This is a genomic window from Stenotrophomonas sp. GD03819 (assembly GCF_029841665.1).
Taxonomy (GTDB): Bacteria; Pseudomonadota; Gammaproteobacteria; order Xanthomonadales; family Xanthomonadaceae; genus Stenotrophomonas; species Stenotrophomonas geniculata.
The window spans coordinates 76,632-98,362 of record NZ_JAOCEW010000018.1; the positions used below are offsets into that span (position 1 = coordinate 76,632).

20 protein-coding genes are annotated in these 21,731 nt (G+C 65.9%); 11 read left to right on the plus strand and 9 right to left on the minus strand.

What is annotated here, in order from left to right; all coding sequences use genetic code 11:
* Positions 1-131: 131 nt before the first annotated feature.
* The 3 genes from N5D45_RS12515 to N5D45_RS12525 form a co-directional block, all read right to left on the minus strand.
* Positions 132-3,716: an ABC transporter permease subunit gene (locus N5D45_RS12515; RefSeq protein ID WP_279939035.1), complete on the minus strand. Its 3,585-nt coding sequence runs from the start codon at positions 3,714-3,716 to the stop codon at positions 132-134.
* A gap of 12 nt (positions 3,717-3,728) precedes the next feature.
* Positions 3,729-4,631, minus strand: coding sequence for an ABC transporter ATP-binding protein (locus tag N5D45_RS12520; protein ID WP_134957963.1), 903 nt, complete (start codon positions 4,629-4,631; stop codon positions 3,729-3,731).
* A 131-nt stretch (positions 4,632-4,762) separates the two neighbouring features.
* Positions 4,763-5,794 (minus strand): LacI family DNA-binding transcriptional regulator, encoded by a 1,032-nt coding sequence (locus tag N5D45_RS12525; protein ID WP_010483499.1) that lies wholly within the window; start codon positions 5,792-5,794, stop codon positions 4,763-4,765.
* A gap of 138 nt (positions 5,795-5,932) precedes the next feature.
* Between N5D45_RS12525 and N5D45_RS12530 the strand changes: the two genes are divergently transcribed.
* Both N5D45_RS12530 and N5D45_RS12535 read left to right on the plus strand, forming a co-directional pair.
* Entirely contained in the window at positions 5,933-6,328 is a 396-nt protein-coding gene (locus N5D45_RS12530; RefSeq protein WP_228355130.1) for a hypothetical protein, read from the plus strand.
* A 170-nt stretch (positions 6,329-6,498) separates the two neighbouring features.
* Positions 6,499-7,074 carry a single-stranded DNA-binding protein gene (locus tag N5D45_RS12535; RefSeq protein WP_010483495.1) on the plus strand — a complete coding sequence of 192 codons (576 nt, stop codon included), beginning with the start codon at positions 6,499-6,501 and terminating at the stop codon, positions 7,072-7,074.
* A gap of 123 nt (positions 7,075-7,197) precedes the next feature.
* On the opposite strand, the gene N5D45_RS12540 is transcribed toward N5D45_RS12535, so the two are convergent.
* The gene (locus N5D45_RS12540) at positions 7,198-8,151 is read right to left on the minus strand and encodes a LysR family transcriptional regulator (RefSeq protein ID WP_231298580.1); all 954 of its coding nucleotides are present in this window, start codon (positions 8,149-8,151) and stop codon (positions 7,198-7,200) included.
* A 57-nt stretch (positions 8,152-8,208) separates the two neighbouring features.
* On the opposite strand from N5D45_RS12540, the gene N5D45_RS12545 reads away from it, so the two are divergent.
* The 6 genes from N5D45_RS12545 (at position 8,209) to N5D45_RS12570 (ending at position 13,477) form a co-directional block, all read left to right on the plus strand.
* Positions 8,209-8,535: a nuclear transport factor 2 family protein gene (locus tag N5D45_RS12545; RefSeq protein WP_057502653.1), complete on the plus strand. Its 327-nt coding sequence runs from the start codon at positions 8,209-8,211 to the stop codon at positions 8,533-8,535.
* Positions 8,532-9,314, plus strand: a complete 783-nt coding sequence (locus N5D45_RS12550; RefSeq protein ID WP_057502654.1) for an SDR family oxidoreductase — start codon at positions 8,532-8,534, stop codon at positions 9,312-9,314. The genes N5D45_RS12545 and N5D45_RS12550 overlap by 4 nt, the downstream gene beginning before the upstream one ends.
* 211 nt (positions 9,315-9,525) lie before the next feature.
* Positions 9,526-10,431, plus strand: a complete 906-nt coding sequence (locus N5D45_RS12555; RefSeq protein WP_228355131.1) for a TIM barrel protein — start codon at positions 9,526-9,528, stop codon at positions 10,429-10,431.
* A gap of 27 nt (positions 10,432-10,458) precedes the next feature.
* Positions 10,459-12,144 carry a GMC family oxidoreductase gene (locus tag N5D45_RS12560; RefSeq protein ID WP_197657141.1) on the plus strand — a complete coding sequence of 562 codons (1,686 nt, stop codon included), beginning with the start codon at positions 10,459-10,461 and terminating at the stop codon, positions 12,142-12,144.
* Positions 12,144-12,719, plus strand: a complete 576-nt coding sequence (locus tag N5D45_RS12565; protein WP_043396891.1) for a gluconate 2-dehydrogenase subunit 3 family protein — start codon at positions 12,144-12,146, stop codon at positions 12,717-12,719. The genes N5D45_RS12560 and N5D45_RS12565 overlap by 1 nt, the downstream gene beginning before the upstream one ends.
* The gene (locus N5D45_RS12570; RefSeq protein WP_043396888.1) at positions 12,719-13,477 is read left to right on the plus strand and encodes a DUF1080 domain-containing protein; all 759 of its coding nucleotides are present in this window, start codon (positions 12,719-12,721) and stop codon (positions 13,475-13,477) included. The genes N5D45_RS12565 and N5D45_RS12570 overlap by 1 nt, the downstream gene beginning before the upstream one ends.
* Positions 13,478-13,487: 10 nt before the next feature.
* On the opposite strand, the gene N5D45_RS12575 is transcribed toward N5D45_RS12570, so the two are convergent.
* From N5D45_RS12575 to N5D45_RS12595, 5 genes are all read right to left on the minus strand, one after another.
* A complete protein-coding gene (locus N5D45_RS12575; protein WP_049480174.1) occupies positions 13,488-13,742 on the minus strand; it encodes a cytochrome c in 255 nt (84 codons plus the stop codon).
* A gap of 70 nt (positions 13,743-13,812) precedes the next feature.
* Positions 13,813-14,676 carry a sugar phosphate isomerase/epimerase gene (locus N5D45_RS12580; RefSeq protein ID WP_053442650.1) on the minus strand — a complete coding sequence of 288 codons (864 nt, stop codon included), beginning with the start codon at positions 14,674-14,676 and terminating at the stop codon, positions 13,813-13,815.
* 19 nt (positions 14,677-14,695) lie between these two features.
* Positions 14,696-15,820, minus strand: coding sequence for a Gfo/Idh/MocA family oxidoreductase (locus N5D45_RS12585; protein ID WP_057502658.1), 1,125 nt, complete (start codon positions 15,818-15,820; stop codon positions 14,696-14,698).
* Positions 15,821-15,832: 12 nt separating this feature from the next.
* Positions 15,833-17,050, minus strand: a complete 1,218-nt coding sequence (locus N5D45_RS12590; RefSeq protein WP_057502659.1) for an MFS transporter — start codon at positions 17,048-17,050, stop codon at positions 15,833-15,835.
* 27 nt (positions 17,051-17,077) lie between these two features.
* The gene (locus tag N5D45_RS12595) at positions 17,078-18,130 is read right to left on the minus strand and encodes a sugar phosphate isomerase/epimerase family protein (RefSeq protein ID WP_010483474.1); all 1,053 of its coding nucleotides are present in this window, start codon (positions 18,128-18,130) and stop codon (positions 17,078-17,080) included.
* 95 nt (positions 18,131-18,225) lie between these two features.
* Between N5D45_RS12595 and N5D45_RS12600 the strand changes: the two genes are divergently transcribed.
* The 3 genes from N5D45_RS12600 (at position 18,226) to N5D45_RS12610 (ending at position 21,576) form a co-directional block, all read left to right on the plus strand.
* On the plus strand, positions 18,226-19,233 hold the full coding sequence (locus tag N5D45_RS12600) for a LacI family DNA-binding transcriptional regulator (RefSeq protein WP_019337059.1): 1,008 nt from the start codon (positions 18,226-18,228) through the stop codon (positions 19,231-19,233).
* Between the two features lie 146 nt (positions 19,234-19,379).
* Entirely contained in the window at positions 19,380-20,432 is a 1,053-nt protein-coding gene (locus tag N5D45_RS12605) for a sensor domain-containing diguanylate cyclase (RefSeq protein WP_099560407.1), read from the plus strand.
* Positions 20,433-20,550: 118 nt separating this feature from the next.
* Positions 20,551-21,576 carry an AI-2E family transporter gene (locus N5D45_RS12610; RefSeq protein ID WP_019337057.1) on the plus strand — a complete coding sequence of 342 codons (1,026 nt, stop codon included), beginning with the start codon at positions 20,551-20,553 and terminating at the stop codon, positions 21,574-21,576.
* The last annotated feature ends 155 nt before the right edge of the window (positions 21,577-21,731 follow it).

The following is a 21,731-nucleotide window of genomic DNA, read 5'->3' on the forward strand; positions in this document are numbered from 1 at the left end:
CCTTCAAATGGATCCTGTTGGTGCTCCCGCATCTCTGGTCAACCAGGTCTTCAAATGACGCAATTGGTCGCGGCATGTCGCTTTTGTCTGCAGTAGTGATGCCAGCCATTTGACCGGCACCACCGCATACCTCACATCGTTACCTTGCGCCGATTGTCATCGCTCACCCGGTCGATCAGCTTGTTGTAGGGATCGAAGCCTGCTTCGTCGGGCTTTTCATCCACCGTCACCGTGATCTTCGGCGCGGCGCTGGTGATGTGGTGGCGCTGCAGGTACAGCACCTTCTGGTCGCGCTCCTTGCCCGACGGCCCATTGGCGAACACGCCGATCTCGATCCAGTCATCCATCTTCCCGTCGCTTTCCTGGCCCTTGCCGTCGGCATATTGCTTGGCAGCATGCAGGTCCAGGGTCACGTCGTAGCGGCCGTCATCGCGCTTGCGGGCGCTGGCGGCCATCACCCGGTTGTCGTAGAAACTGATCTTCTCGAACAGGTCGGTAACCAGCTGCTGGCGGTCGGCCGGGGTCTCGGCACGGATGTAGCCCAGCAGCTCGCGTGAGGTGGTGTACGGGGGCTGCTGGTATCCCTTGTCCTGCAGGAAACGCTTCAATGCCCGGTTAAGCGCCTGCTCGCCGATCTCCTCGCGCAGCCGGTAGAACACCAGCGAACCCTTCTGGTAGTGGATGTACTGCTGGTTCTCCACACGTTCCAGCGGCTGTTCCTCGATGGCCTCGCCACCACGCCCGGACAGGTAGCCGTCCAGTTCGCGCTTGAGGAACTGGCGCATGTGCTGGCGGCCGTACTCCTGCTCCATCACCATCAGTGCCGAATACTGCGAAAGCGATTCGGACAGCACCGTCGCGCCCTGCACGTTGGCACCGATCACCTGGTGCGCCCACCACTGGTGTGCGATCTCGTGCGCGGTCACATAGAACACGTAGTCCACGTTGTCCGGGTCACGCAGGTCGGCGATGAAACCGATGGCCTCGGAGTAGGGGATGGTGTTGGCGAACGACTGCGCGAAGCGCGCATAGCCCGGGAACTCGATGATGCGTACCTGGCGGTGCTGGTACGGGGTGAAGTTCGCTCCGTAGTAGGCCAGCGACTTCTGCACCGCCTCGATCATCCGGTCCACGTTGTAGCCGTGCGCCGGGTCGAAGTAGACCTCCACCGGAATGTCCTTGTACTTCGCCTTGCGCACCTCCCAGCGTGCCGACAGATAGGCGTAGAAGTTCAGCATCGGCCGGTCCATGGCATAGCTGAAGCAGCGCCGGCCGTTGACCGTGGTCTCATGCTGGAGGTAACCCGGGGCCAGCGCCACCTGGTCCGGTGCCGTGCAGACCGTGGTGCGGAAGTCGAGCCAGTCGGCATCGTTGGAGATGTAGGTGTTGGCGCGTGCGGCTTCGTCTTCCAGCTTGGGCATGCGCCGCGGCTCGCCCAGGTCGCGCTTGCGGCGTTCGTTGCGGTCGCTGATCTCGGCGCCTTCGTTGTAGCCGAAGGAAGGCAGCACGCGGCTGTTGAAGAAGGTGCCGTTGTCGACGATGTTGCTTGGTGCCTGGCCGGCGGTGATGCCGTTGGGCTTCTGCACCACCCGGAAATGCACGCTGCGGGTTTCACCCGGTTGCAGCGGTTTCTGTAGGCGGTAGATGCGGTAGCCGAGATCGGCGTCATGCATCGAAAGTGTCTGCCCACCCAGGTCGACCGCGATCAGCTGCTTGTCATCGCCCATCGAGACGTGCACGTCCTGGATCGGCGTGGCGTGGGTGTTGCGTACCGTCCAGTTCGCATCGATCACCATCGACTGCGATTCCGGGAACAGGTCCACGCGGTTGTCCACGGCGACAATGCGTGGTTGCGGCAGGTTGCGGTATTTCGACAGCTCGCGCTCGTGGCGGGCCTGCAGATCCAGCTGCTGGTCCGGAGAAAGGAACTCGTTGCGGATGTTGGTGCTCCAGTACAGCCAGCTCCCCACGCCAACGAACGCCAGCGCGGCCACCGCGGCGAAGGCGCCGGTCGGACCACGCAGGCGGCGGCCGGCCAGGGCCAGGCGCTGGCGCAGGCCCTGGCTGACACCCCGTACCCAGAAGGCCGACGCCAGGCACATCAAGGTCAGCAGGAACAGGGCCCAGTAGCCCTGGAATGCCAGCTGCCCGGTCAGGAAGTGGCCGTAGCCGTTCATGTCCGAATAGGGTGCGTTGGGCCAGCTGCCGAAGTTGTACAGGTTCTGCGTGTAGTCGAGCATGCCCAGCACACCCTGACCGATCATCACCACGATCAGCAGCGCGTAACCGACGAACTTGTTGTTGGTGAGCACCTGCAGCACCAGTGCCAGGCCCCCCATCAGGATGTAGACCACCGAATCCAGCGCCAGGCTGCGCAGGTACAGCAGCGGCTCCAGATGCGTGTAGCCCTTGGCCAGCTGCACGGCCATCGCGGCCAGCGCGCCGGCGGCCTGGAAACAGACGATCACGGCCAGCAGTGCGGTGAACTTGGCCAGCAGCGGCACCCAGTTCGGCACCGGCATGGCATCGGTCACTTCATTGATGCGCGCACTGCGTTCCTTCCAGACCAGCTCACCGGCGAAGAACAGCACGATGATCACCAGCAGCCAGCTGAAGGCCCCCTGCAGGCCCATGATCATCTGCGAGGTGACCGGCCAGATCGAGGTGCCGTACAGGGTCTGCCGGAACAGCGCGCTGGGCAGGAAGTTGGCCAGGCCCAGTACCAGCAGCACGATGAACGGCACGCTGCGCAGGACGCCACGCGTATCGAAGCGGACCTGGCGCAGGAACTGCTGCCACGCGGTGGTGGCGGTGAACGCCGGTACCACGCGCGGCAGTGTCGCGCGGGTGGGGCGGGCGCCGGCGGCATCGGCAACCGGTTGCGCTTGCCTGCGGCCCGAGCGACGGCGGCCGCTACCGCTGCGCTCGGTGCGGAACAGCGCGAAGGTAGCGGCGAACAGCGCCGCCGCCACAGCCAGCCACAGGACACGGTTGGCCAGCAGATAACCGGCCAGCTCGGGAATCCCGTTGTTGCGCTCGGCGGTGGACCAGTAGCGGATCGTGCGGCCCAGTGCGCGCATGCCCAGCGGTTCGCTCAGCACCGCGATCCACGTGTTGTCGATGTCGCGCAGCAGGGCCGCGCTTGCGCCATACAGCACCAGGTAGGCCACCAGGCCGATGTAGACCCACAGGATCGAGCGGGTCAGCGCCGCCAGCAGCGACAGCAGCGCGGTGGTGAACAACAGGTTGGGAATGACGATGACTGCGAACGTCCACGCATAGCCCTGCCAGCTGATCGGGCCCATGCGTTCGGGATCGACCCACGGCATGAATGGTGCCAGCCATAGGCCGAACGCGATCAGCACGTAGACCAGCAGGCCTGCCGCCAGGGCGGCGGCGATGCGCCCGGCCAGGTAGTCGCGGCGTTTCACCGGGCTGGCGAAGATCAGTTCAGCGGTACCGAGTTCGAAGTCACGCAACAGCGCGTTGCTGACGAACAGCGCGGTGACCAGCATGCCGAGCAGGGTGAAGATGCCCAGCATCTGTGCGATCACGGTGGGCGCGTTGCTGTGCACGTTGCCGGCGCCACCGCCGATCTGCACCGCGTCGCTGGACGCGGCGGCGAAGGCAAGCAGGGCGAACAGCCCGGCCAGCAGCCACAGCAGCGGGGAGCGCAGCTGCTCGCGCAGCTCGAAGCGGAAGAAGTTGAGGATCATGGCGTGCTCCGCTCAGGCTGCCGCGCGGGCACGGGCCTGCAGGCGCAGGCGCTGGAAGTACACGTCCTCGAGGTCGGGGGCTACGGCGGCGAAGCCGTCGCCGGGGTCATTGGCGCTGTGTACGTGAATCACCGGGCGACCACCGACCAGGCGGGTGGACAGCACCACGTAGCGTGCCTCGTGGTCGGCCAGTTCCAAAGGATCGACCTGCTTGCGCCAGACCTGGTGCTGCAGGGCGTCGATCGCTTCGCTGGGGCGGCCGGTCAGCAGCACCTGGCCCTTGTTCATGATCGCCATCGTCGGGCACAGATCGGTCACGTCTTCGACGATGTGGGTGGACAGGATCACCGCCACGTTCTCGCCGATGGCCGCCAGCAGGTTGAGGAAGCGGTTGCGTTCTTCCGGGTCGAGGCCGGCGGTGGGCTCATCGACGATCACCAGCCGCGGGTCTCCCAGCAGCGCCTGGGCGATGCCGAAGCGCTGGCGCATGCCGCCGGAGTAGGTGCCGAGCTTGCGCTTGCGCGCGTCCCACAGGTTCACCTGTTGCAGCAGTCCATCGACCACCTCGCGGCGCTGCGCGCGCTGGGTCAGGCCCTTGAGCACCGCGAAATGTTCCAGCAGGTCCAGCGCGCTGACTTTCGGGTACACGCCGAAATCCTGCGGCAGGTAGCCCAGCCGGCGGCGCACCGCGTCCTTGTCGCGCAGTACGTCGATCGGCGCCTCGCCTGGAATGGTGAGGGTGGCCGTGCCGCTGTCGGCTTCCTGCAGGGTGGACAGCGTGCGCATCAGCGACGACTTGCCGGCGCCGTTCGGACCGAGCAGGCCGAACATGCCGCGCGGGATGTCCAGGGTGACGTTGTTGAGGGCATGCACGCCGTTGGCGTACGTCTTGGACAGCGAATCGATCTTCAGCATGCGACGTACACCTTTCCATGGGCGATGTCTGCGCGTTATCCGCGCGTCGGCTTCCGTGCGCATCCGCCGTTGGTCATGGGGGGAGAATTCCGCCGTCGCACGTTGAGGCGTGGCGGGAGGTCTGGTGGCGCTTACCGGCGCAGCGACGATTCCCGCACCACCAGCTTCACCGGGATGCTCTGGCCCTCCACCGGTTGCCGGCCGATCAGCGTCAGCAGGCGCTCCACCAGCAGCTGGCCGGCCTGCTTGGTGTCCTGCTGGACCGTGGTCAGCGCCGGAGACACCGAGGCCGCCAGCGGGATGTCGTCGAAGCCGGTCACCGCCACGTCCTGCGGCACCCGTAGCCCGGCCTCGCGCAGGGCGCGCATCGCACCGATGGCGATCAGGTCGCTGGCGGCGCAGATCGCATCGATCGGTTCGCCGCGCGCCAGCAGCGCCTGGCAGGCCTCCTGGCCGGAAGCCTCGGTGGTGATCGCATCGTGCTGCAGCGCCGGTTCGGCGGCCAGGCCGTGGTCCTGCAGGGCCGCGACATGGCCGCGGTAGCGCTCCTGGAATTCGGGGTAATGGCTGGAGGCATGGCCGAGGAAGGCGATGCGGCGGCAGCCCTGCTGCAGCAGGTGGGTGGTGATGTCATGCCCGCCCTGGAAGTTGTCGCTGCCGATCGAGACACCGGGCTGGCCGGGCAGGGCGGCGCCCCAGCGCACGAAGTGCGTGCCCTGTTCGACCAGCCGCTGCAGGCGGTCGCGCGATTCGTGGTAGTCGCCGTAGCCGAGCAGGATGATGCCGTCGGCCTTGTTGCTGTCCTCGTAATCGGCCTGCCAGTCGGTGGACAGTTGCTGGAACGAGACCAGCAGGTCCTGCCCGTGCAGCGCGCAGGCGCGGGTGATCGAGCCCAGCATCGAATGGAAGAACGGGTTGATCAGCGAGTCGTCGTTGGTCGGGTCCTCGAAGAACAGCAGGGCCAGGGTGCCGGCGTTGCGCAGGCGCAGGCTGGAGGCGTTCTTGTCGACCTTGTAGTTCAGCTCGCGGGCGATGCGCAGGATGCGCTCGCGGGTCTCGGCATTGACCATCGGGCTGCCCCGCAGGGCCCGCGACACGGTGGGCTGGGAGACCCCGGCCAAGTGGGCGATGTCCAGGGAGGTGGCTTTGCCTTTGATCGTCATGGGCGCGCGGAAGGGGCTGGGGAAAAGGTGCCTGGGCATGATGCCATGGGGGGGCTGCAGGCAGTCCCGCCCGATGCTGCTTGTGGTCAAGGTCGCAGGCATGCGACGGTCAGTGCCACAGCCTGATGGAGCCAAGCGGTGTCTTTTCGCCTGTACCCGGATGTTCCGGATGATTTCGAGGCGCGGATCCGTATCCTCGCGCCGGAGGAGGGCGGGCGACGCAGCCCGGCCCGGAACGGTATCCGCTGGGACTTCGCCTACGCCGCTGTCGCCGGGGCGCCAGAGCTGTTCATGATCTGGCCCGACTTCCGGCACGCCGAGGGCGACAGCTGGGCGACCGAGCTGCCGCTGCCGGTGGGCGAGCCCCTGTTGGCCGGCCTGACCGTGGTCAATGAGGTGCTCAGGGCGGGGCTACACCGGGAGCGTATCCGGCCCGGCGTGCGCTTCCACTGCCATGAAGGGCCCAGGGTGGTGGCGGTGGGGGAGGTCACACTGGTCACCGGCTTGCTGCTGGATCGCCCCCTGCTTCGTTGAGGTCGGTTCCGACCCGGATCGGCCGGATTCCCGACGGGCCGGGGGCGAAGGGAATGGTAAGATGCCTCGTTCCGATATCCCCCATTCGCAACCGTGGGAGGTCCAGCGTATCGGCACCCCGTCGGGTGTGCTATCACTGGTCCAGCCCCGGACAACGGAAGAATCCATCTATGGCGCGCGGCATCAACAAAGTCATCCTGGTCGGCAACCTCGGCAACGACCCGGACGTGAAGTACACCCAGAGCGGCATGGCGATCACCCGCATCAGCCTGGCCACCACCAGCGTCCGCAAGGACAAGGATGGCAACCAGCAGGAACGTACCGAATGGCACCGCGTGGTGTTCTTTGGCAAGCTCGGCGAGATCGCCGGCGAGTACCTGCGCAAGGGCAGCTCGGTCTACGTCGAAGGCAGCCTGCGCTACGACAAGTACACCGGCCAGGACGGCGTTGAGAAGTACTCCACCGACATCGTTGCAGATGAAATGCAGATGCTGGGCGGCCGCGGTGAAGGCGGCGGCGGTGGCGGTGGTGGCAACTACGGCGGCGATCGCCCGCAGCGTCAGCAGGCGCCGCGCCAGGAGTACGGCGGCGGTGGCGGTGGCCAGCGTGGCGGCCAGGGCGGTGGCTATGGCAACCAGGGCGGCAACCAGGGCGGCGGTTACGGCAACCAGGGTGGCAACCAGCGCCCGCAGCCGCAGCAGGCTCCGCCGATGGACGACTTCGCTGACGACGATATTCCGTTCTAAGCGCACCTTCGGTGCATCCCGACAAGGGCTCCTGGCATGCCTGCCTGGGGCCCTTGTCGTTTTTGAGGCCCTGCCGGGATCCTGTTGTCCGACGGCCGCCGATGCGGACGTTCCTCGATGTTGTCACCGATTGCAGAACACGCCCTGGTCCAGCAGGCAATCAATGAACGCCCCCAGCAGGGCGGGGCGATGCCGCCTGTTCGGGTAGTAGAGAAAAAGCCCGGGGCGCGAGACCGACCAATCCGCCAGTACCCGCACCAGCAATCCCTGGGCCAGCAGTTCCCCCACGCGATCCTGCTCGAAGTGATAGGCGATTCCAAGGCCGGCCAGTGCCGCCGCAATCCCGACGTCAGCGTGATTGGTGACGACAGGACCGTCCACGGCGACCTCCAGGTGGCGGCCTCGCTTCTTGAACTCCCATCGGTACTGCCTGCCGTCACTCTGCAGCCGCCAGTTGATGCATGCATGGTCCTGCAGTTCCGTTGGAGATCGCGGCGTTCCACGGCGTGCGACGTAATCCGGTGACGCCACGGCGACCATGTTCAGGTCGGGAGTGAGGCGGATGGCCACCATGTCCTTCTCGAGCTGCCCGCCCACACGGATGCCTGCATCAAACCGCCCACTGACGATGTCGCTGAGCGCGTCGTCGACCACGATGTCGACAACGACATCAGGGTAGGCCTGGTGGAAGCGGGCAAGCCGCGGGGCAATCAGTGTTCTCGCGGCGATGCCCAGCGTATTGATGCGCAGCGTCCCATTCACCCGCCCGGTCGCCTCGCGGGTTTCAGCGACCGCTACGGCCAACTCCTCGAACAGCGGCGCTATGCGCGCGTACAGTCGCCCGCCACTTGCTGATGGCGCGACGCTTCGGGTCGTGCGATTGAGCAGGCGGGTGCCGAGGCGGCCTTCCAGTTGGCGGATGGTCTGGCTCAGCGCCGAGGGCGATACCCCCAGATGTTCCGCAGCCCGCGCGAAGCTCTGGCGTTCCACCACCGCCACGAAAGCCTTCAGTTCAGTGAACTCGGATCCGCGCATTAGGTAGACTTTTCGACATAACCCATTCGGATTATAGGGCATTCACTTAACTGGCCTGCGTGCACATCCTGAGCGCCTCACCACTGCAGGAGCCCAGCAATGAATGCACTGACCCTCCCAGAGCCCATTGCCGCGTACTTCGCGGCCGAGCATGACCCCGAAGCCCTCGGGCGTTGCTTCACCACCCAGGCGATCCTCAAGGACGACGGGCGCACGCTCACCGGCGTCAACGCGATCAAGGCCTTCCTGGCCGAGGCATCGGCCAAGTACCGTGCTACCAGCGTGCCATGCGCCATCGCGCGGCAGGAACACTGTCACGTTGTCCGCGCCACTGTCAGCGGCAATTTTCCAGGCAGCCCGATCCTGCTGACCTACCGTTTCGAACTGCAACGAGGCCTGATTGCAGCGCTGGAGATCACTGCATGAGCTTCGATCTTCAACTCGGTGGCCTGCGGGCCGTGGTAACCGGCGGCACGTTGGGTGTGGGGGCTGCGGTGGTCAGGACCCTGGCCGAGGCCGGGGTCCGGGTGATGACGTCTGCGCGCAGCTTGCCGGCACGGCCGGTCGAAGGGGTCGCGTACGTGGCAGCCGATCTGTCGACGGCCGAGGGCACCGGCATCTTCGCCCAGGCCGTTCTGCAGGCGTGGGACGGTGCCGACATCCTGATCAATGTGCTTGGGGGATCAAAGACACCAGGCGGCGGCTTCGCGGCGATCAGTGATGCGCATTGGTTTGCCGAACTGAACCTCAATCTGATGCCGGCGGTTCGTCTGGATCGCGCCTTGCTGCCGGCCATGCTCGCGCAGCGCGCTGGCGTGATCATCCATGTCAGTTCGATCCAGCGCATGCTGCCTCTGCCGGAGTCCACCACCGCGTACGCCGCGGCCAAAGCGGCACTTACGACGTACAGCAAGTCACTTTCAAGAGAGGTCACCGCCAAGGGCGTGCGCGTGCTGAGCGTTGCGCCGGGCTGGATCGAGACAGAGGCTTCCCGGGAATTTGCAGAACGGATCGCGGCAGAAGCGGGAACCGATTATGAAGGGGGCAAGAGGCTGGTCATGGACTGGCTCGGGGGGATCCCGGTGGGGCGCCCCGCGGCACCGCAGGAGGTGGCCGATCTGATCACGTTCCTGGCGTCTCCCCGGTCTGCCTCGATTTCCGGAACGGAGTATAGGATCGACGGCGGCACGGTCTCGACGCTGTAGCCAACAGGCGTCGTCCCGCTGCCACCGCCCAGAAAGAAAGCCCCGCTCATGCGGGGCTTTCCTTTGTCCGCGATTCCTGCGGAGTTGTGCCCCGCAGCATCAGCTTTCGTGCACCGCGACTTGCAAACAGACAATTTCCTCCCCTATGGTGCAATCGATTGCATTGCAGTGAATCGTTGCGTTTGATACCGGTTGGGAGGCCGGCAGGTGGATGTCCGTCCATTCGATCAGACCGGCCCCGCCGACGGGGCTCACGCGGCGCGATGCGCTGCGCATCGCAGTTGCCGGCAGCATTGGCCTGGGGGCCGCGACAATCGCGGGCACGCTGCCCGCATCCGCCGCCACCGCGCCGCTCAAAGGCAACCTGAAGCACTCCGTCGCCCGCTGGACCTTCCCGCAGCTGTCCGTCGCCCAGCTCTGCGCGACGGTGAAGGACATCGGCTTCGCCGCGATCGACCTGGTCGGCCCGGAAGACTGGCCGACGTTGAAGGCCCATGGCGTGTACAGCTCGATGTGCAACGGCGCGGAGCTGGGCCTGACCAAGGGCTTTGCCGGGCGCCAGTTCCATGACCAGTTGGTGGAGCGCTACACGCGGCACATCGATCTGGTCGCCGATGCCGGCTATCGAAACCTCATCTGCTTTTCCGGCAACCGCAACGGCATGGACCCCGCCGAAGGCATGGCCAATGCCGAGGCTGGCCTCAAGCGCATCCTCGGGCATGCCGAGAAGCGCGGCGTGGTGCTGGTGATGGAGCTGCTCAACTCCAGGGTCGATCACCACGACTACCTGTGTGACCACTCTGCCTGGGGCGCGGAGCTGTGCCAGCGGCTCGGCTCGGACAACTTCGGCCTGCTCTACGACATCTACCACATGCAGATCATGGAAGGCGACATCATCGCCACCATTGGAAAACACCACGCCTGCTTCAAGCATTACCACACCGCAGGCGTGCCAGGCCGGAACGAGATCGGAGACCAGCAGGAGCTCCACTATCCGGCCATCTGTCGCGCGATCCGCGACACCGGTTTCAAGGGGTATCTGGCGCAGGAGTTCACGCCTGCAGCGCCCGATCCCGTTGCCTCATTGCGCGAGGCGATCCGCCTCTGCGACGTCTGAAACGATATCCACCCAGGTGAGAAACCCATGGCAGATAATCACTACGACGCCATTGTTGTTGGCTCGGGAATCAGTGGCGGTTGGGCGGCGAAGGAGCTGACCGAAAAGGGCCTGAAGGTCCTGATGCTGGAACGCGGTCGCAACATCGAGCACGTCAAGGACTACGTCAACGCGATGAAGGAGGCGTGGGATTTCCCGCACCGCAATCGGCCAACGCAGGCGATGAAGGCCGAGTTCCCGGTGCTGATGCGCGATTACGGCCTGGCCGAAAATCTGGAAGGAATGTGGGCCAACGAACAGGACTCACCCTACATCGAGACCAAACGGTTCGACTGGTTCCGTGGCTACCACGTCGGCGGCCGCTCGCTGCTGTGGGGGCGGCAGAGTTATCGCTTCTCCGATCTGGATTTCGAGGCGAACCTCAAGGATGGGATCGCTGCTGACTGGCCGATCCGCTACGCCGACATCGCGCCGTGGTACGACCATGTGGAAAAGTTCGCCGGCATCGCCGGCACGCGCGAAGGACTGGACGTGCTGCCGGACGGCGAGTTCCTGCCGCCGATTCCCTTGAACATCGTCGAGAAGGATGTGGCCGCACGTATCAAGAAGGCCTTCGGCGGAACGCGCCACATGATCCACTCGCGCACCGCCAACATCACCCAGCCGATGCCCGAGCAGGGGCGCGTCAACTGCCAGTACCGCAACAAGTGCATCCTGGGCTGTCCCTTCGGTGCCTACTTCTCGACCCAGGCGGCGACGCTGCCAGCGGCGATGAAGACCGGCAACCTGACCTTGCGTCCGTTCTCGATCGTCAAGGAAGTGCTCTATGACAAGGATCGCAAGCGTGCGCGTGGCGTGGAGGTCATCGACGCCGAAACCGGCCAGACCTACCAGTACACCGCCAAGGTGATCTTCCTCAATGCGTCGTCGTTCAACTCGACGTGGCTGCTGATGAATTCGGCGACCGATGTATGGGACGGCGGGCTGGGCTCTTCGTCCGGTGAGTTGGGGCACAACGTGATGGATCATCATTTCGGTGCGGGTGCCTCGGGCCGGGTCGAGGGCTACGAAGACAAGTACTACTTCGGCCGCCGTCCCTGCGGTTTCTACATTCCGCGCTTCCGCAACGTCGCAGCCGACAAGCGTGGCTACCTGCGCGGGTTCGGCTACCAGGGCGGTGCCAGCCGAAACGGCTGGTCGCGCGAGATCGCCGAGCTGAACATCGGCGCCGACCTGAAGGAAGCGCTGACCGTGCCGGGTGACTGGCGCATCGGCATGACCGGGTTCGGTGAAATGCTGCCGCACCACGACAATACAATCCGCCTGGACCACGACCACAAGGACAAGTGGGGGCTGCCGGTGCTGGCGATGGACGTTGCCATGCGTGCCAACGAACTGGCGATGCGCAAGGACATGGCCGCCGATGCTGCCGAGATGCTGGAGGCGGCCGGCGTCAAGGACGTGAAGATGCACGACAACGACTATGCCCCGGGCAAGGGCATCCACGAGATGGGGACCGCGCGCATGGGACGTGATCGCAAGAGCTCGGTACTGAACCAGCACAACCAGGTCTGGGATGCTCCCAACGTCTATGTGACCGACGGTGCCTGCATGACCTCCAGCGCCTGCGTGAATCCCTCGCTGACCTACATGGCGCTGACCGCGCGCGCGGCCGACCACGCGGTACGCGAACTGAAAGCGGGGAACCTCTGATGGATCGTCGCGAACTGCTGAAGATGATCGTCGCCGCCACCGGCGCGGCCATGGTTGGATTGCCTGCGCTTGTGCAGGGGCAGGCACCGGCGGGCGCCACGAAGATCCATTTCTCCGATGCCGATGTCGGCACGCTGGACGAGATCGCCGAGACCATCCTGCCGCGGACCCGGACACCTGGCGCGAAGGACGCCGGTGCCGGGTTGTTCATGGCGACATTCGTCAGCGATTGCTACACCGCCCGGCAGCAGGCGGCGTTTCGCGCCGGCCTGGCCGACATCGACAAACGCGCAGGTGGCCGCTTCGTATCGCTCACACCGGAAGCCCGCGCCGGGTTGCTGCGAACGCTGGACGCTGAAGCGAAGGCACGCCCTGCCGACGTGACCGAGACCGGCACACCAGAAGAGGGCGAGGCGATGCCGCACTACTTCACGATGCTCAAGCAGTTGGCCATCTTCGGCTTCTTCACCTCCAAGGTCGGCGCGACAGGGGTGCTGCAGTACGTCGCGGTGCCGGGTCGTTACGACGGCGACCTTGCCTATGTTCCCGGCACGCCGGCGTGGGGAACCAGCTGATGGACGATATTCTGATGATCCGCTCTCTGTTGATGGCCACCGGCCTGCTGGCCGCAGTACCTGCCTTCGCGCAGAACGGTGCCGACGCTGCGCGTGACCCGAAGAAGACCGAGGTGTGGACGCCGGTGCCTGCAGTCGTGGAAACGCCCGCGGGCAAAGCGCCGTCCGACGCCATCGTGCTGTTCGATGGCAAGGATGTCTCGGCGTGGGAGGCAGAGCAGGGCGGGCGCGTGCCCTGGACCGTCGCCGATGGCGCGATGACCGTGGTGCCGGGCAGCAAAGGCATCCGCACCCGACAGCGCTTCTGCGATGTCCAGGTGCATGTCGAATGGCGTACCCCCACCGAGACGAAGGGCTTCGACGGCCAGAACCGCGGCAACAGCGGTATCTTCCTGCAGGAACTGTATGAACTGCAGGTGCTCGACAGTTACAACAACCCGACGTATGCCAACGGCCAGGCGGGTTCGATCTACAAGCAGGCCATGCCACGGGTGAACGCCTCGCGCGCACCGGGCCAGTGGCAGGTTTACGACATCATCTGGAAGGCGCCGCGGTTCTCGCAGGGCGGCGGCCTGACGTCGCCCGCGCGCATCACCGTGCTGCATAACGGCGTGCTGGTCCAGGACGACACCGTGCTGGCAGGCAAGACCGAGTACATCGGTGCGCCTTCGTACGCGCCCCATGCGTGCGCGCCGCTCTATCTGCAGGAGCATGACTCCAAGGTCAGCTACCGCAACATCTGGGTGCGCGAACTGTAGCGCCCACCCACTATTTCGCTAGGTAGCTGGCGATGTCATCGATTTCCTGTTGCGACAGTTGCGGAAAGGGCGGCATCAATCCGCCGCCCTTCCTGATCTTGTCCTTGATCTGCGCGGGCTGCAGTCGTTTGCTGATGTCGGTGAGCGCGGGAAACGCGCCCGGCATGCCAGCGCGATCGGCACCGTGGCAGGCCGTGCAGTTTGCGCTGTAGAGCTTCGCACCCGCAGCAGGGTCGTCCTTGCACCAGGCCGTGGTCGCAAGCATCGCGCCGCACAGGGCCGCGGTCAGGGTGAAGCTCAATTTCAGGCGAGTGTTCAAGCGAGGCTCCTTCGCATCAGCGCGGTGCGCGAGCAGGTTGGTCGATGGCCAGGTGTTCACGCAGGTAGTCCGCGCCGGTCTTGATGATCTTGGCCGGGTTGCGCGGCTGGTCGTGCTCGATGATGTACCAGTGCACGCCCGCGGCGGCCGCGGCTGGCAGGATCGCGTTCCAGTCCAGTACGCCCTTGCCGACGGCGGCGAATCCGCCTTCGTCTTCAGCCTGGCCCTTGGGCGCATTGTCCTTGGCGTGCACCGCGAACACGCGATCACGGAATTTTCCCAGCATCACGGCCGGGTCCAGGCCCGCACGTGCGACCCAGGCCAGGTCCAGCTCGGTCTGCAGGTCGGGGCCGGCCGCTGCGAACAGCAGCTCCAGTCCGGTGCTGCCATCGAAGTCGACCAGCTCGAAGTCGTGGTTGTGATAGGCCAGGCGCATGCCCTTGGCTCGTACCTGTTTCGCGATCCTGCCCAGCTCCTGGCCCAGTGCGGTCCAGCCCGCGGCGTCTGTCGGCCGATCCTTCGCATCCAGGTACGGCACCACCAGCGTGGTGTTGCCGATCGACCGGTTGAACGTCACCACGCCGTCCAGATCATTGCGCAGCTCGGCCAGCGGCACATGCGACGAAACCGCCTTGATCGAATACCGGTCCAGCAGCCGCTTGAGCTCCGCAGCGCTGGCGTTCTGCGTGCCGACCGTCTCCACTGCGTGCACACCGGCGTCGTGGACGATCTTCAGCTGCTGGTCGAGCGACCCGGCGTTGCGCAGGGTATACATCTGCACCGCGATCGGTTTCTGCGTGCTGGCGGCTTCGTCCGCGAAAGCGGGCAGGGTGGCGAACAGCAGGATGAGACTCGCACTTCTACGGAAAAGAGCTTTCATCAACAGATCCTCCCGGGATTCAACCGATGGTGGTCCAGGCACGCGACCTGGCCGATGCAATGACACGGTCAACGATCTGCGCCGAGCGCAGGCCGTCCTCGAAGGTCGGCAGGCCCTGCGGCCGCTCGCCTTCAATGGCGCGATAGGTGTCGGCGACAAACGCCTCGAAACACTGGGCGTAGCCCTGTGCATGCCCGGCCGGCAGCACGGAAAGGCGGCGCTGATCGTCACTGCCGGCACCGGGGCCGCGTACGAAGATCTTCTCGCGCTGGTCGGGCAGGCCGATCCACAGTCGTTCGGCATCCTCCTGGTTGAAGGCCACACTGGCCTTGGCGCCATCGATCTCGAACCAGAGGCGGTTGTGGCGTCCGGCCGAGACCTGGCTGACCGTCAATGACGCCAGCGTGCCGGCGTCGGTCCTGAACATCGCCGCAGCCACGTCTTCGCTCGTGACGGCCTGCATCGCGCTGGCGGCCGTTGGCGTGCTGAAGCTCTGCCCGCTGACGGCGCCGCGCTCGGCGATTACCGTGGAGAACGCCGCGCTGACCTCGGCGAAACGCTCGCCGCTGATCCATTCCACCAGGTCGCACCAGTGCGAACCAATGTCGGCGAACACGCGCGAAGTGCCCCCCAACGCGGGGTCCACGCGCCAGTTGTTGCTGGCCGGGTCCAGCAGCCAGTCCTGCAGGTAGCTGCCGTGGATCAGGTGCAACGGCCCCAGATCGCCCTGGGCGATGCGTGCGCGCGCCTCGCGGACCACGGGGTGGTAGCGGTAGACGAAGGGTACCGTGGCCACAAGGCCGCGCGAGGCCGCCAGCGCAGCCAACGCCTGTGCATCTTCCAGCGAGGTGGCCAGCGGCTTCTCGCAGATCACGTGCTTGCCGGCTTCCAGCGCAGCCTGGGCCATCGCGCGGTGCAGGTGATTGGGCGTGCAGACGTGCACGACCTGCACCTGCGGGTCGGTGATCACCTCCTCGATATCCCGATAGGCACGCGCGACATTCCAGGACTGCGCCGCCTCATGTGAACGCTGCGGTGACGAGGCGGCCACGCCGCGTACCTCGGCACCCGCCAGCAGTGCCGCACGACGATGCACTGCGCCGATCATGCCGGCGCCGACGATGGCGATTCCAAGCTTGGGCATCGACTGGGATCCTCAGGGCGTGGAGGGCGCGGCCGTGGCCGCCGGCCGGTCGCGGAACAGCAGCAGGAAGGCGACCAGCACCGCCAGTGCAACGCCTGCCGGGAACAGCCAGATCTGCTGCCAGTCGGGGCCGGCCGCAGTGGTGAAGTGCTCCACCACCGCGCCGGACAGGAAGGTGCCGATCAGCATGCCCACGCCGTAGGTGGCCAGGGTGATGAACCCCTGCGCGCTGCTGCGCGCGGCGGGGCCGGCATGTGCATCGGTGTAGATCTGACCGGTGACGAAGAAGAAGTCGTAGCAGATGCCGTGCAGCACGATGCCGATCACCAGCAGGGAGAAACCGCCGCCCGCATCGCCGAAGGCGAACATGGCGTAGCGCACCACCCAGGCGGCCATGCCCACCGCCAGCATCGTCTTCACCCCCAGCCGGACGAACAGGAACGGCATGGCCAGCATCAGCAGCACTTCGGAGACCTGGCCCAGCGACTGCAGGCCCGCAGCGCCGCGCACGCCCAGGTCGTTGAGGTACGGATTGGTGAAGTTGTAGTAGAACGACAGCGGGATGCAGATGGCGATGGAGGCCAGGAAGAACACCAGATAGGCGCGCGACTTCAGCAGCCGCAGCGAATCCAGCCCGAGGATCTGCCCGAGGCCGGCATCGCGCTGCTGCGCCAGCGGCGGCGTGTGCGGCAGCGTGAAGGCATACAGGCCCAGCAGCAGTGATGCCAGCGCCGCCATCCGGAACGTCAGTTCAAGCCGATGCGCCTGTTCCCAGCCCAGCCAGCCGATCAGCACACCGGCCACGATCCAGCCGACGCTGCCGGCCACGCGCACCAGCGGGAACTGCTTCTCCGGCGACTGCATGTGCCGCATCGCCACGCTGTTGGCCAGTGCCAGCGTCGGCATGAACAGCAGCATGTAGCCCATCACGCAGGCGGAGAACGTGCTGAAGCTGTCTGCTGTGGAGGCCAGCCACAGCAGCACCGCACCGGCCAGGTGCAGCACCGCCAGGATGCGCTGCGCGGCGAAGTAGCGATCCGCGATCAGGCCGACCAGGAACGGCGCGACGATGGCGCCGATGGACTGGCTGAGGAACGCCGTCGCCACCTGGCTGGCGCTGGCCTGCAGCGGGCCCTGCACCAGATAGGTACCCAGGGTGACGAACCACGCCCCCCAGATGAAGAACTGTAGAAACATCATCGCGCCCAAGCGCGACATGGCGTGCGTCATGGCTTGCCCTCCCGGGGCGGTGTCGGCTCAGATTCCCAGCATGCGGTGCAGTGATCCGGCGTCCGTGCCGCTGTCGGCAAAGTCGTCGAAGGCGCGCTCGGTCACGCGGATGATGTGGTCGCGGATGAAGGCGGCGCCCTCGCGTGCGCCGTCTTCCGGGTGCTTCAGGCAGCACTCCCATTCCAGTACCGCCCATCCGGGGAAGTCGTACTGGGCGAACTTGGAGAAGATCGCCTTGAAGTCGATCTGGCCGTCGCCGAGTGAACGGAACCGGCCCGGGCGATCGATCCAGTCCTGGTAGCCGCCATACACGCCACTGCAGGCGCTGGCGCGGTACTCCGCGTCCTTGACGTGGAAGATGCCGATGCGCGCGTGGTAGCGATCGATGAACCCCAGATAGTCCATCTGCTGCAGCAGCAGGTGGCTGGGGTCGTACAGGATCTTCGCGCGCGGGTGGTGATCGACCACGTCGAGGAAGCGTTCGAAGGTCGCACCGTCGTGCAGGTCCTCCCCCGGGTGGATCTCGAAGCACAGGTCCACGCCGCAGGCGTCATACGCATCGAGGATGGGGCGCCAGCGGCGGCCGAGTTCGGCGAAGGCTTCTTCCACCAGGCCGGGCGGGCGCTGCGGCCAGGGATAGAAGTAGGGCCAGGCCAGTGCGCCGGAGAAGGTGGCGTGTGCGGTCAGTCCCAGCCGCTGGCTGGCCTTGGCTGCCAGCAGCAGCTGCTCCACTGCCCAGGCCTGGCGCGCGGACGGGTCGCCGCGCTTTTCCGGCGGTGCGAATCCGTCGAACAGGCTGTCATAGGCGGGATGGACGGCGACCAGCTGCCCCTGCAGGTGGGTGGACAGTTCGGTGATCTGTACGCCATGCCCGGCCAGCATGCCGGCAAGGTCGTCGCAGTACGCCTGGCTGCGTGCGGCCTCGGCCAGGTCGAACAGGTGGGGCGCGCTGGTCGGCACTTGTACGCCAGAATAGCCCAGGCCTGCGGCCCAGCCGGCCAGCGTGTCCAGCCGATCAAAAGGAGCTGTGTCGCCGATGAACTGCGCCAGGAACAGCGCTGGACCCTTGAGCGTCTTCAACGTGATTCGCCCTCGATGCAATCGATTGCATTATCCTAGCAGGGGCTCACGCAGGACCTGTTGTGCAGTGCACAGCGGGCAGGAGATCTAACGCCATGGCCACCATCTACGACATCGCAAAGCACGTCGGCGTCTCCGCAGGCACAGTGTCGCGGGCGCTTTCGCGGCCGGACAAAGTCCTGCCGGCGACCCGCGCGCGTATCGAGCAGGCTGCCGCCGCGCTGGGCTATGTGCCCAACACGGTGGCCCGCACGCTCAAGACCCAGCGCAGCGGCAAGATCCTGGTCACCGTCCCGGACATCGCCAATCCGTTCTTCGCCCAGATCCTGCAGGGTGCGGAGGACGCCGCGCAGGCCGTTGGCTACGCGGTCCTGCTGGGGGACACCCAGCATCAACCGGATCGCGAGGAGCGCTATGCGCAGATGCTCCGGCGCAACGAGGCCGACGGCATGATCGTGCTGGGGCATCGCCTGCCACCGACGGCGCGTGACATCGTCGAACAGCGGGGTGCAGCCGCGCCGGTGGTCAACGGCTGCGAGTTCGATCCTTCGCTGGGCATCCCCAGCATCCACATCGACAATGCCGCCGCCGCGCGCGCGGTGATGGAACACCTGTATGGGCTGGGACACGAACGCATTGCGGTGGTCGGTGGCCCCCCCGACAATCCGCTGCACCAGCAACGGCTGGAAGGGGTGCGGGCGGCCGGCAAGGCGCGTGGACGCCTGCGCCAGCTGAACATCGTGCCGGGTGACTTTTCGGTGGAGTCCGGCCATGCCGCCGCGATGGCGATGTTGGCCGCCGCGCCGGTACCGACTGCCGTCTTCTGTTTCAGCGACCAGATGGCGCTGGGCACCCTGGCGGCCTGTCGGGAGCTGGGCCTCCGAGTGCCGGAGGATCTGTCCATCGTCGGCTTTGACGACCTGGCCTCCTCGCGCTACCTCACGCCGCCACTGACGACGATCAGACAGCCGATGCGGGAGATTGGTGAGCGCGCGGTCAACCTGCTGCTTGCCATCATCGAACACGTGGATGTGCCGCTGCAGCAGACGCTGGATTTCAGCCTGATGCTGCGGGGCTCGACGGCTGCACCCAGGGCCGGGTGAGGGCAGGACAGAGCGCGCTGCCTCACTGATTGTCGCCAGATGGCTTCTGCAACCTTGATCCCGAATTGACGCAGAGCTGTCAGACTCACCGCAGGCAGCCCGGCAAGGGCCTTGGTGGCAGCTGCGATCGCTCAAGGGGGTCGGCAATGCCGTTCTTGACGGACTCGACCGAGGTCTCGGTCGAAGGCATCGGCGCGGCACGGCGCATCGGCTGGATGCGTTTCGTGGGCAACGGGTTGGGGGCGATCCCCATTGCTTCGATCATGCTCGAACGCCAGGACGGTGCGCTGGCGTGGAGCCTGCTGCTGCTCAATGCGCTGGCCTGGCCGGCGCTCGCCCTCGTGCTGACCCATCGCTCACGGCAGCCCGCGGTGGTCCAGTTCCGCTGCATGGTGATCGATTCCTTCTTTGGCGGTGGCTGGATCGCCTTCATGGGACTCAGCGTGGTGCCCAGTGCGTTGTTCGCCGCGCTGCTGGTCGCCGACAAGATCGCCGCCGGCGGGGTGAAGCTGGCGGTACGGGCCACACTGGCGCTGGCAGTTGGGTTCGCGCTCACCTGGTGGGTACTCGGGTTTCCCTATCAGCCGGTGTCATCGCAGCGCACGATCGTACTCAGTGTGCCGTTCCTGTTCGTCTACGGCATCGGCCTCAGCATCCTCAGCTGGCAGCTGGCGCGGCGGGTGAAATCGCAGAACCGCCAGTTGAAGCGGCTGAGCCGGATGGACCCGCTGGTGGAGCTGGCCAACCGCGGCTTCCTGATCGTCCGTGCGCAGCAGGCACTGGACAAGGCGCAGGGGCAGGGTGGTTTCGCCTGCCTGCTGATGCTTGATGTGGATGACTTCAAGCGCATCAATGACTCGCATGGTCATCGTGCCGGGGACGAAGTGCTGCGCCATATCGCCTCCACCTTGCGCGCCTTCGCCCGGCCCGGCGATACCCCTGCGCGGCTGGGAGGCGACGAGTTCGTCGTGCTGCTGCAGGACTGTGCGCCCATCGATGCGATGCATGTGGCAGAGCGGGTTCGTCTGCAACTTCTGGAAGCAGCACGGCAGGCAACGCCGGGCATCGAGTTCAGCGTCAGCATCGGCATTGCTGCCACCCCGCGGGGCGGCAGCGTCGAGGACTGGCTGGCATTGGCCGACCGCGCGCTCTACCACGCCAAGCGCCAGGGCAAGAACAACGCCAGCTATGGCGAATGAGTCGACGCGGGCTGCAGCAGTGCTGTCGCAGCACGAGGCCTGATGCCCGTTCATCCTGCACCCGGAATCGTCGTCGCCAATCCTCTACCATGGGCCACCCCGCCCGGACGCGCCGCCCATGCAAGACGCCCTCGTTGCCCAGCCCAAGCCCCCCGTTCCGAGGATCGCGGCCTGGCTGATGATGCTGCTGGGCATGTGGCTGGCGTTGAAGCTGGGCCTGGTGGTGACCCTGCTGTCGGGGCTGCTGGTGTTCCAGCTGACCCACGTGCTGGCGTCGACCGTGGAAGGCAGGCTGCCGCCGGGAAGGGCGCGGGCAATCGCGGTGATCGTGCTGTCGGCGATCATCATCAGCGGACTGGTGCTGGCCGGCATTGGCGTGGCGTCGTTCTTCCGCAACGAGACCGGCGGGCCGGACGCGCTGCTGGCGCGGCTGATGGACATCCTCAATTCGTCGCGCCACCAGGTACCGGCGCTGCTGCAGCCGTATATCCCCGAAGACATGCCGGCGCTGCGTGCGGCGCTGAATGACTGGGCCGCCGAACACCAGCGCCAGCTGGGCGTGGCCGGCACGTCGGTGGTGCAGGTGGGCGTGCGCGTACTGATCGGCATGGTGCTGGGGGCGATGATCGCGCTGTACGATGAACTTCCGCTGCCGAAAATGGGGCCGCTGGCGCAGGAACTGATCGGGCGCACCAGCCGCCTGGCCACCGCGTTCCGCCAGGTGGTGTTCGCGCAGGTGAAGATCTCGCTGCTCAACACCGTGTTCACTGCCATCTTCCTGCTGGGCGTGCTGCCGTTGTTCGGCGTGCACCTGCCACTGTCCAAGACGCTGGTATTGATCACCTTCATCGCCGGCCTGCTGCCAGTGGTGGGCAACATCATCTCCAACACGATCATCACCATCGTCGCGCTGTCAGTCTCGTTCTACGTGGCCGTGGCCGCGCTGCTGTACCTGATTGTGATCCACAAACTGGAATACTTCCTCAACGCGCGCATCGTCGGCGGTGAAATCCAGGCCCGCGCATGGGAGCTGCTGCTGGCCATGCTGGTGATGGAAGCGGCGTTCGGCCTGCCCGGCCTGGTGGCGGCGCCGGTGTTCTACGCTTACGTGAAACGCGAACTGGTCGACCAGCGCTGGATCTGACCCGGCGTGACCTGTCGCATCTGACCGGCTGGACGGGGGGCGCCGGCGTTGTCGGCGCGTTCGCGCGCGCTGCGCTATATCCACCCCGGCGGATCGTACGGCGCTGGCTTGGCGCCGCCGGAGCCGCTCGCTACAGTGAGCCGCACTTCAGGGGA

Excerpts from the sequence above, each read along its gene's own strand:
- N5D45_RS12515 (WP_279939035.1), bottom strand. The coding sequence starts at position 3,716 with ATGATCCTCAACTTCTTCCGCTTCGAGCTGCGCGAGCAGCTGCGCTCC.
- N5D45_RS12520 (WP_134957963.1), bottom strand. The coding sequence starts at position 4,631 with ATGCTGAAGATCGATTCGCTGTCCAAGACGTACGCCAACGGCGTGCAT.
- N5D45_RS12525 (WP_010483499.1), bottom strand. The coding sequence starts at position 5,794 with ATGACGATCAAAGGCAAAGCCACCTCCCTGGACATCGCCCACTTGGCC.
- N5D45_RS12535 (WP_010483495.1), top strand. The coding sequence starts at position 6,499 with ATGGCGCGCGGCATCAACAAAGTCATCCTGGTCGGCAACCTCGGCAAC.
- N5D45_RS12540 (WP_231298580.1), bottom strand. The coding sequence starts at position 8,151 with ATGCCCTATAATCCGAATGGGTTATGTCGAAAAGTCTACCTAATGCGC.
- N5D45_RS12545 (WP_057502653.1), top strand. The coding sequence starts at position 8,209 with ATGAATGCACTGACCCTCCCAGAGCCCATTGCCGCGTACTTCGCGGCC.
- N5D45_RS12550 (WP_057502654.1), top strand. The coding sequence starts at position 8,532 with ATGAGCTTCGATCTTCAACTCGGTGGCCTGCGGGCCGTGGTAACCGGC.
- N5D45_RS12555 (WP_228355131.1), top strand. The coding sequence starts at position 9,526 with ATGTCCGTCCATTCGATCAGACCGGCCCCGCCGACGGGGCTCACGCGG.
- N5D45_RS12560 (WP_197657141.1), top strand. The coding sequence starts at position 10,459 with ATGGCAGATAATCACTACGACGCCATTGTTGTTGGCTCGGGAATCAGT.
- N5D45_RS12565 (WP_043396891.1), top strand. The coding sequence starts at position 12,144 with ATGGATCGTCGCGAACTGCTGAAGATGATCGTCGCCGCCACCGGCGCG.
- N5D45_RS12570 (WP_043396888.1), top strand. The coding sequence starts at position 12,719 with ATGGACGATATTCTGATGATCCGCTCTCTGTTGATGGCCACCGGCCTG.
- N5D45_RS12575 (WP_049480174.1), bottom strand. The coding sequence starts at position 13,742 with ATGCTTGCGACCACGGCCTGGTGCAAGGACGACCCTGCTGCGGGTGCG.
- N5D45_RS12580 (WP_053442650.1), bottom strand. The coding sequence starts at position 14,676 with ATGAAAGCTCTTTTCCGTAGAAGTGCGAGTCTCATCCTGCTGTTCGCC.
- N5D45_RS12585 (WP_057502658.1), bottom strand. The coding sequence starts at position 15,820 with ATGCCCAAGCTTGGAATCGCCATCGTCGGCGCCGGCATGATCGGCGCA.
- N5D45_RS12590 (WP_057502659.1), bottom strand. The coding sequence starts at position 17,050 with ATGACGCACGCCATGTCGCGCTTGGGCGCGATGATGTTTCTACAGTTC.
- N5D45_RS12600 (WP_019337059.1), top strand. The coding sequence starts at position 18,226 with ATGGCCACCATCTACGACATCGCAAAGCACGTCGGCGTCTCCGCAGGC.
- N5D45_RS12605 (WP_099560407.1), top strand. The coding sequence starts at position 19,380 with ATGCCGTTCTTGACGGACTCGACCGAGGTCTCGGTCGAAGGCATCGGC.
- N5D45_RS12610 (WP_019337057.1), top strand. The coding sequence starts at position 20,551 with ATGCAAGACGCCCTCGTTGCCCAGCCCAAGCCCCCCGTTCCGAGGATC.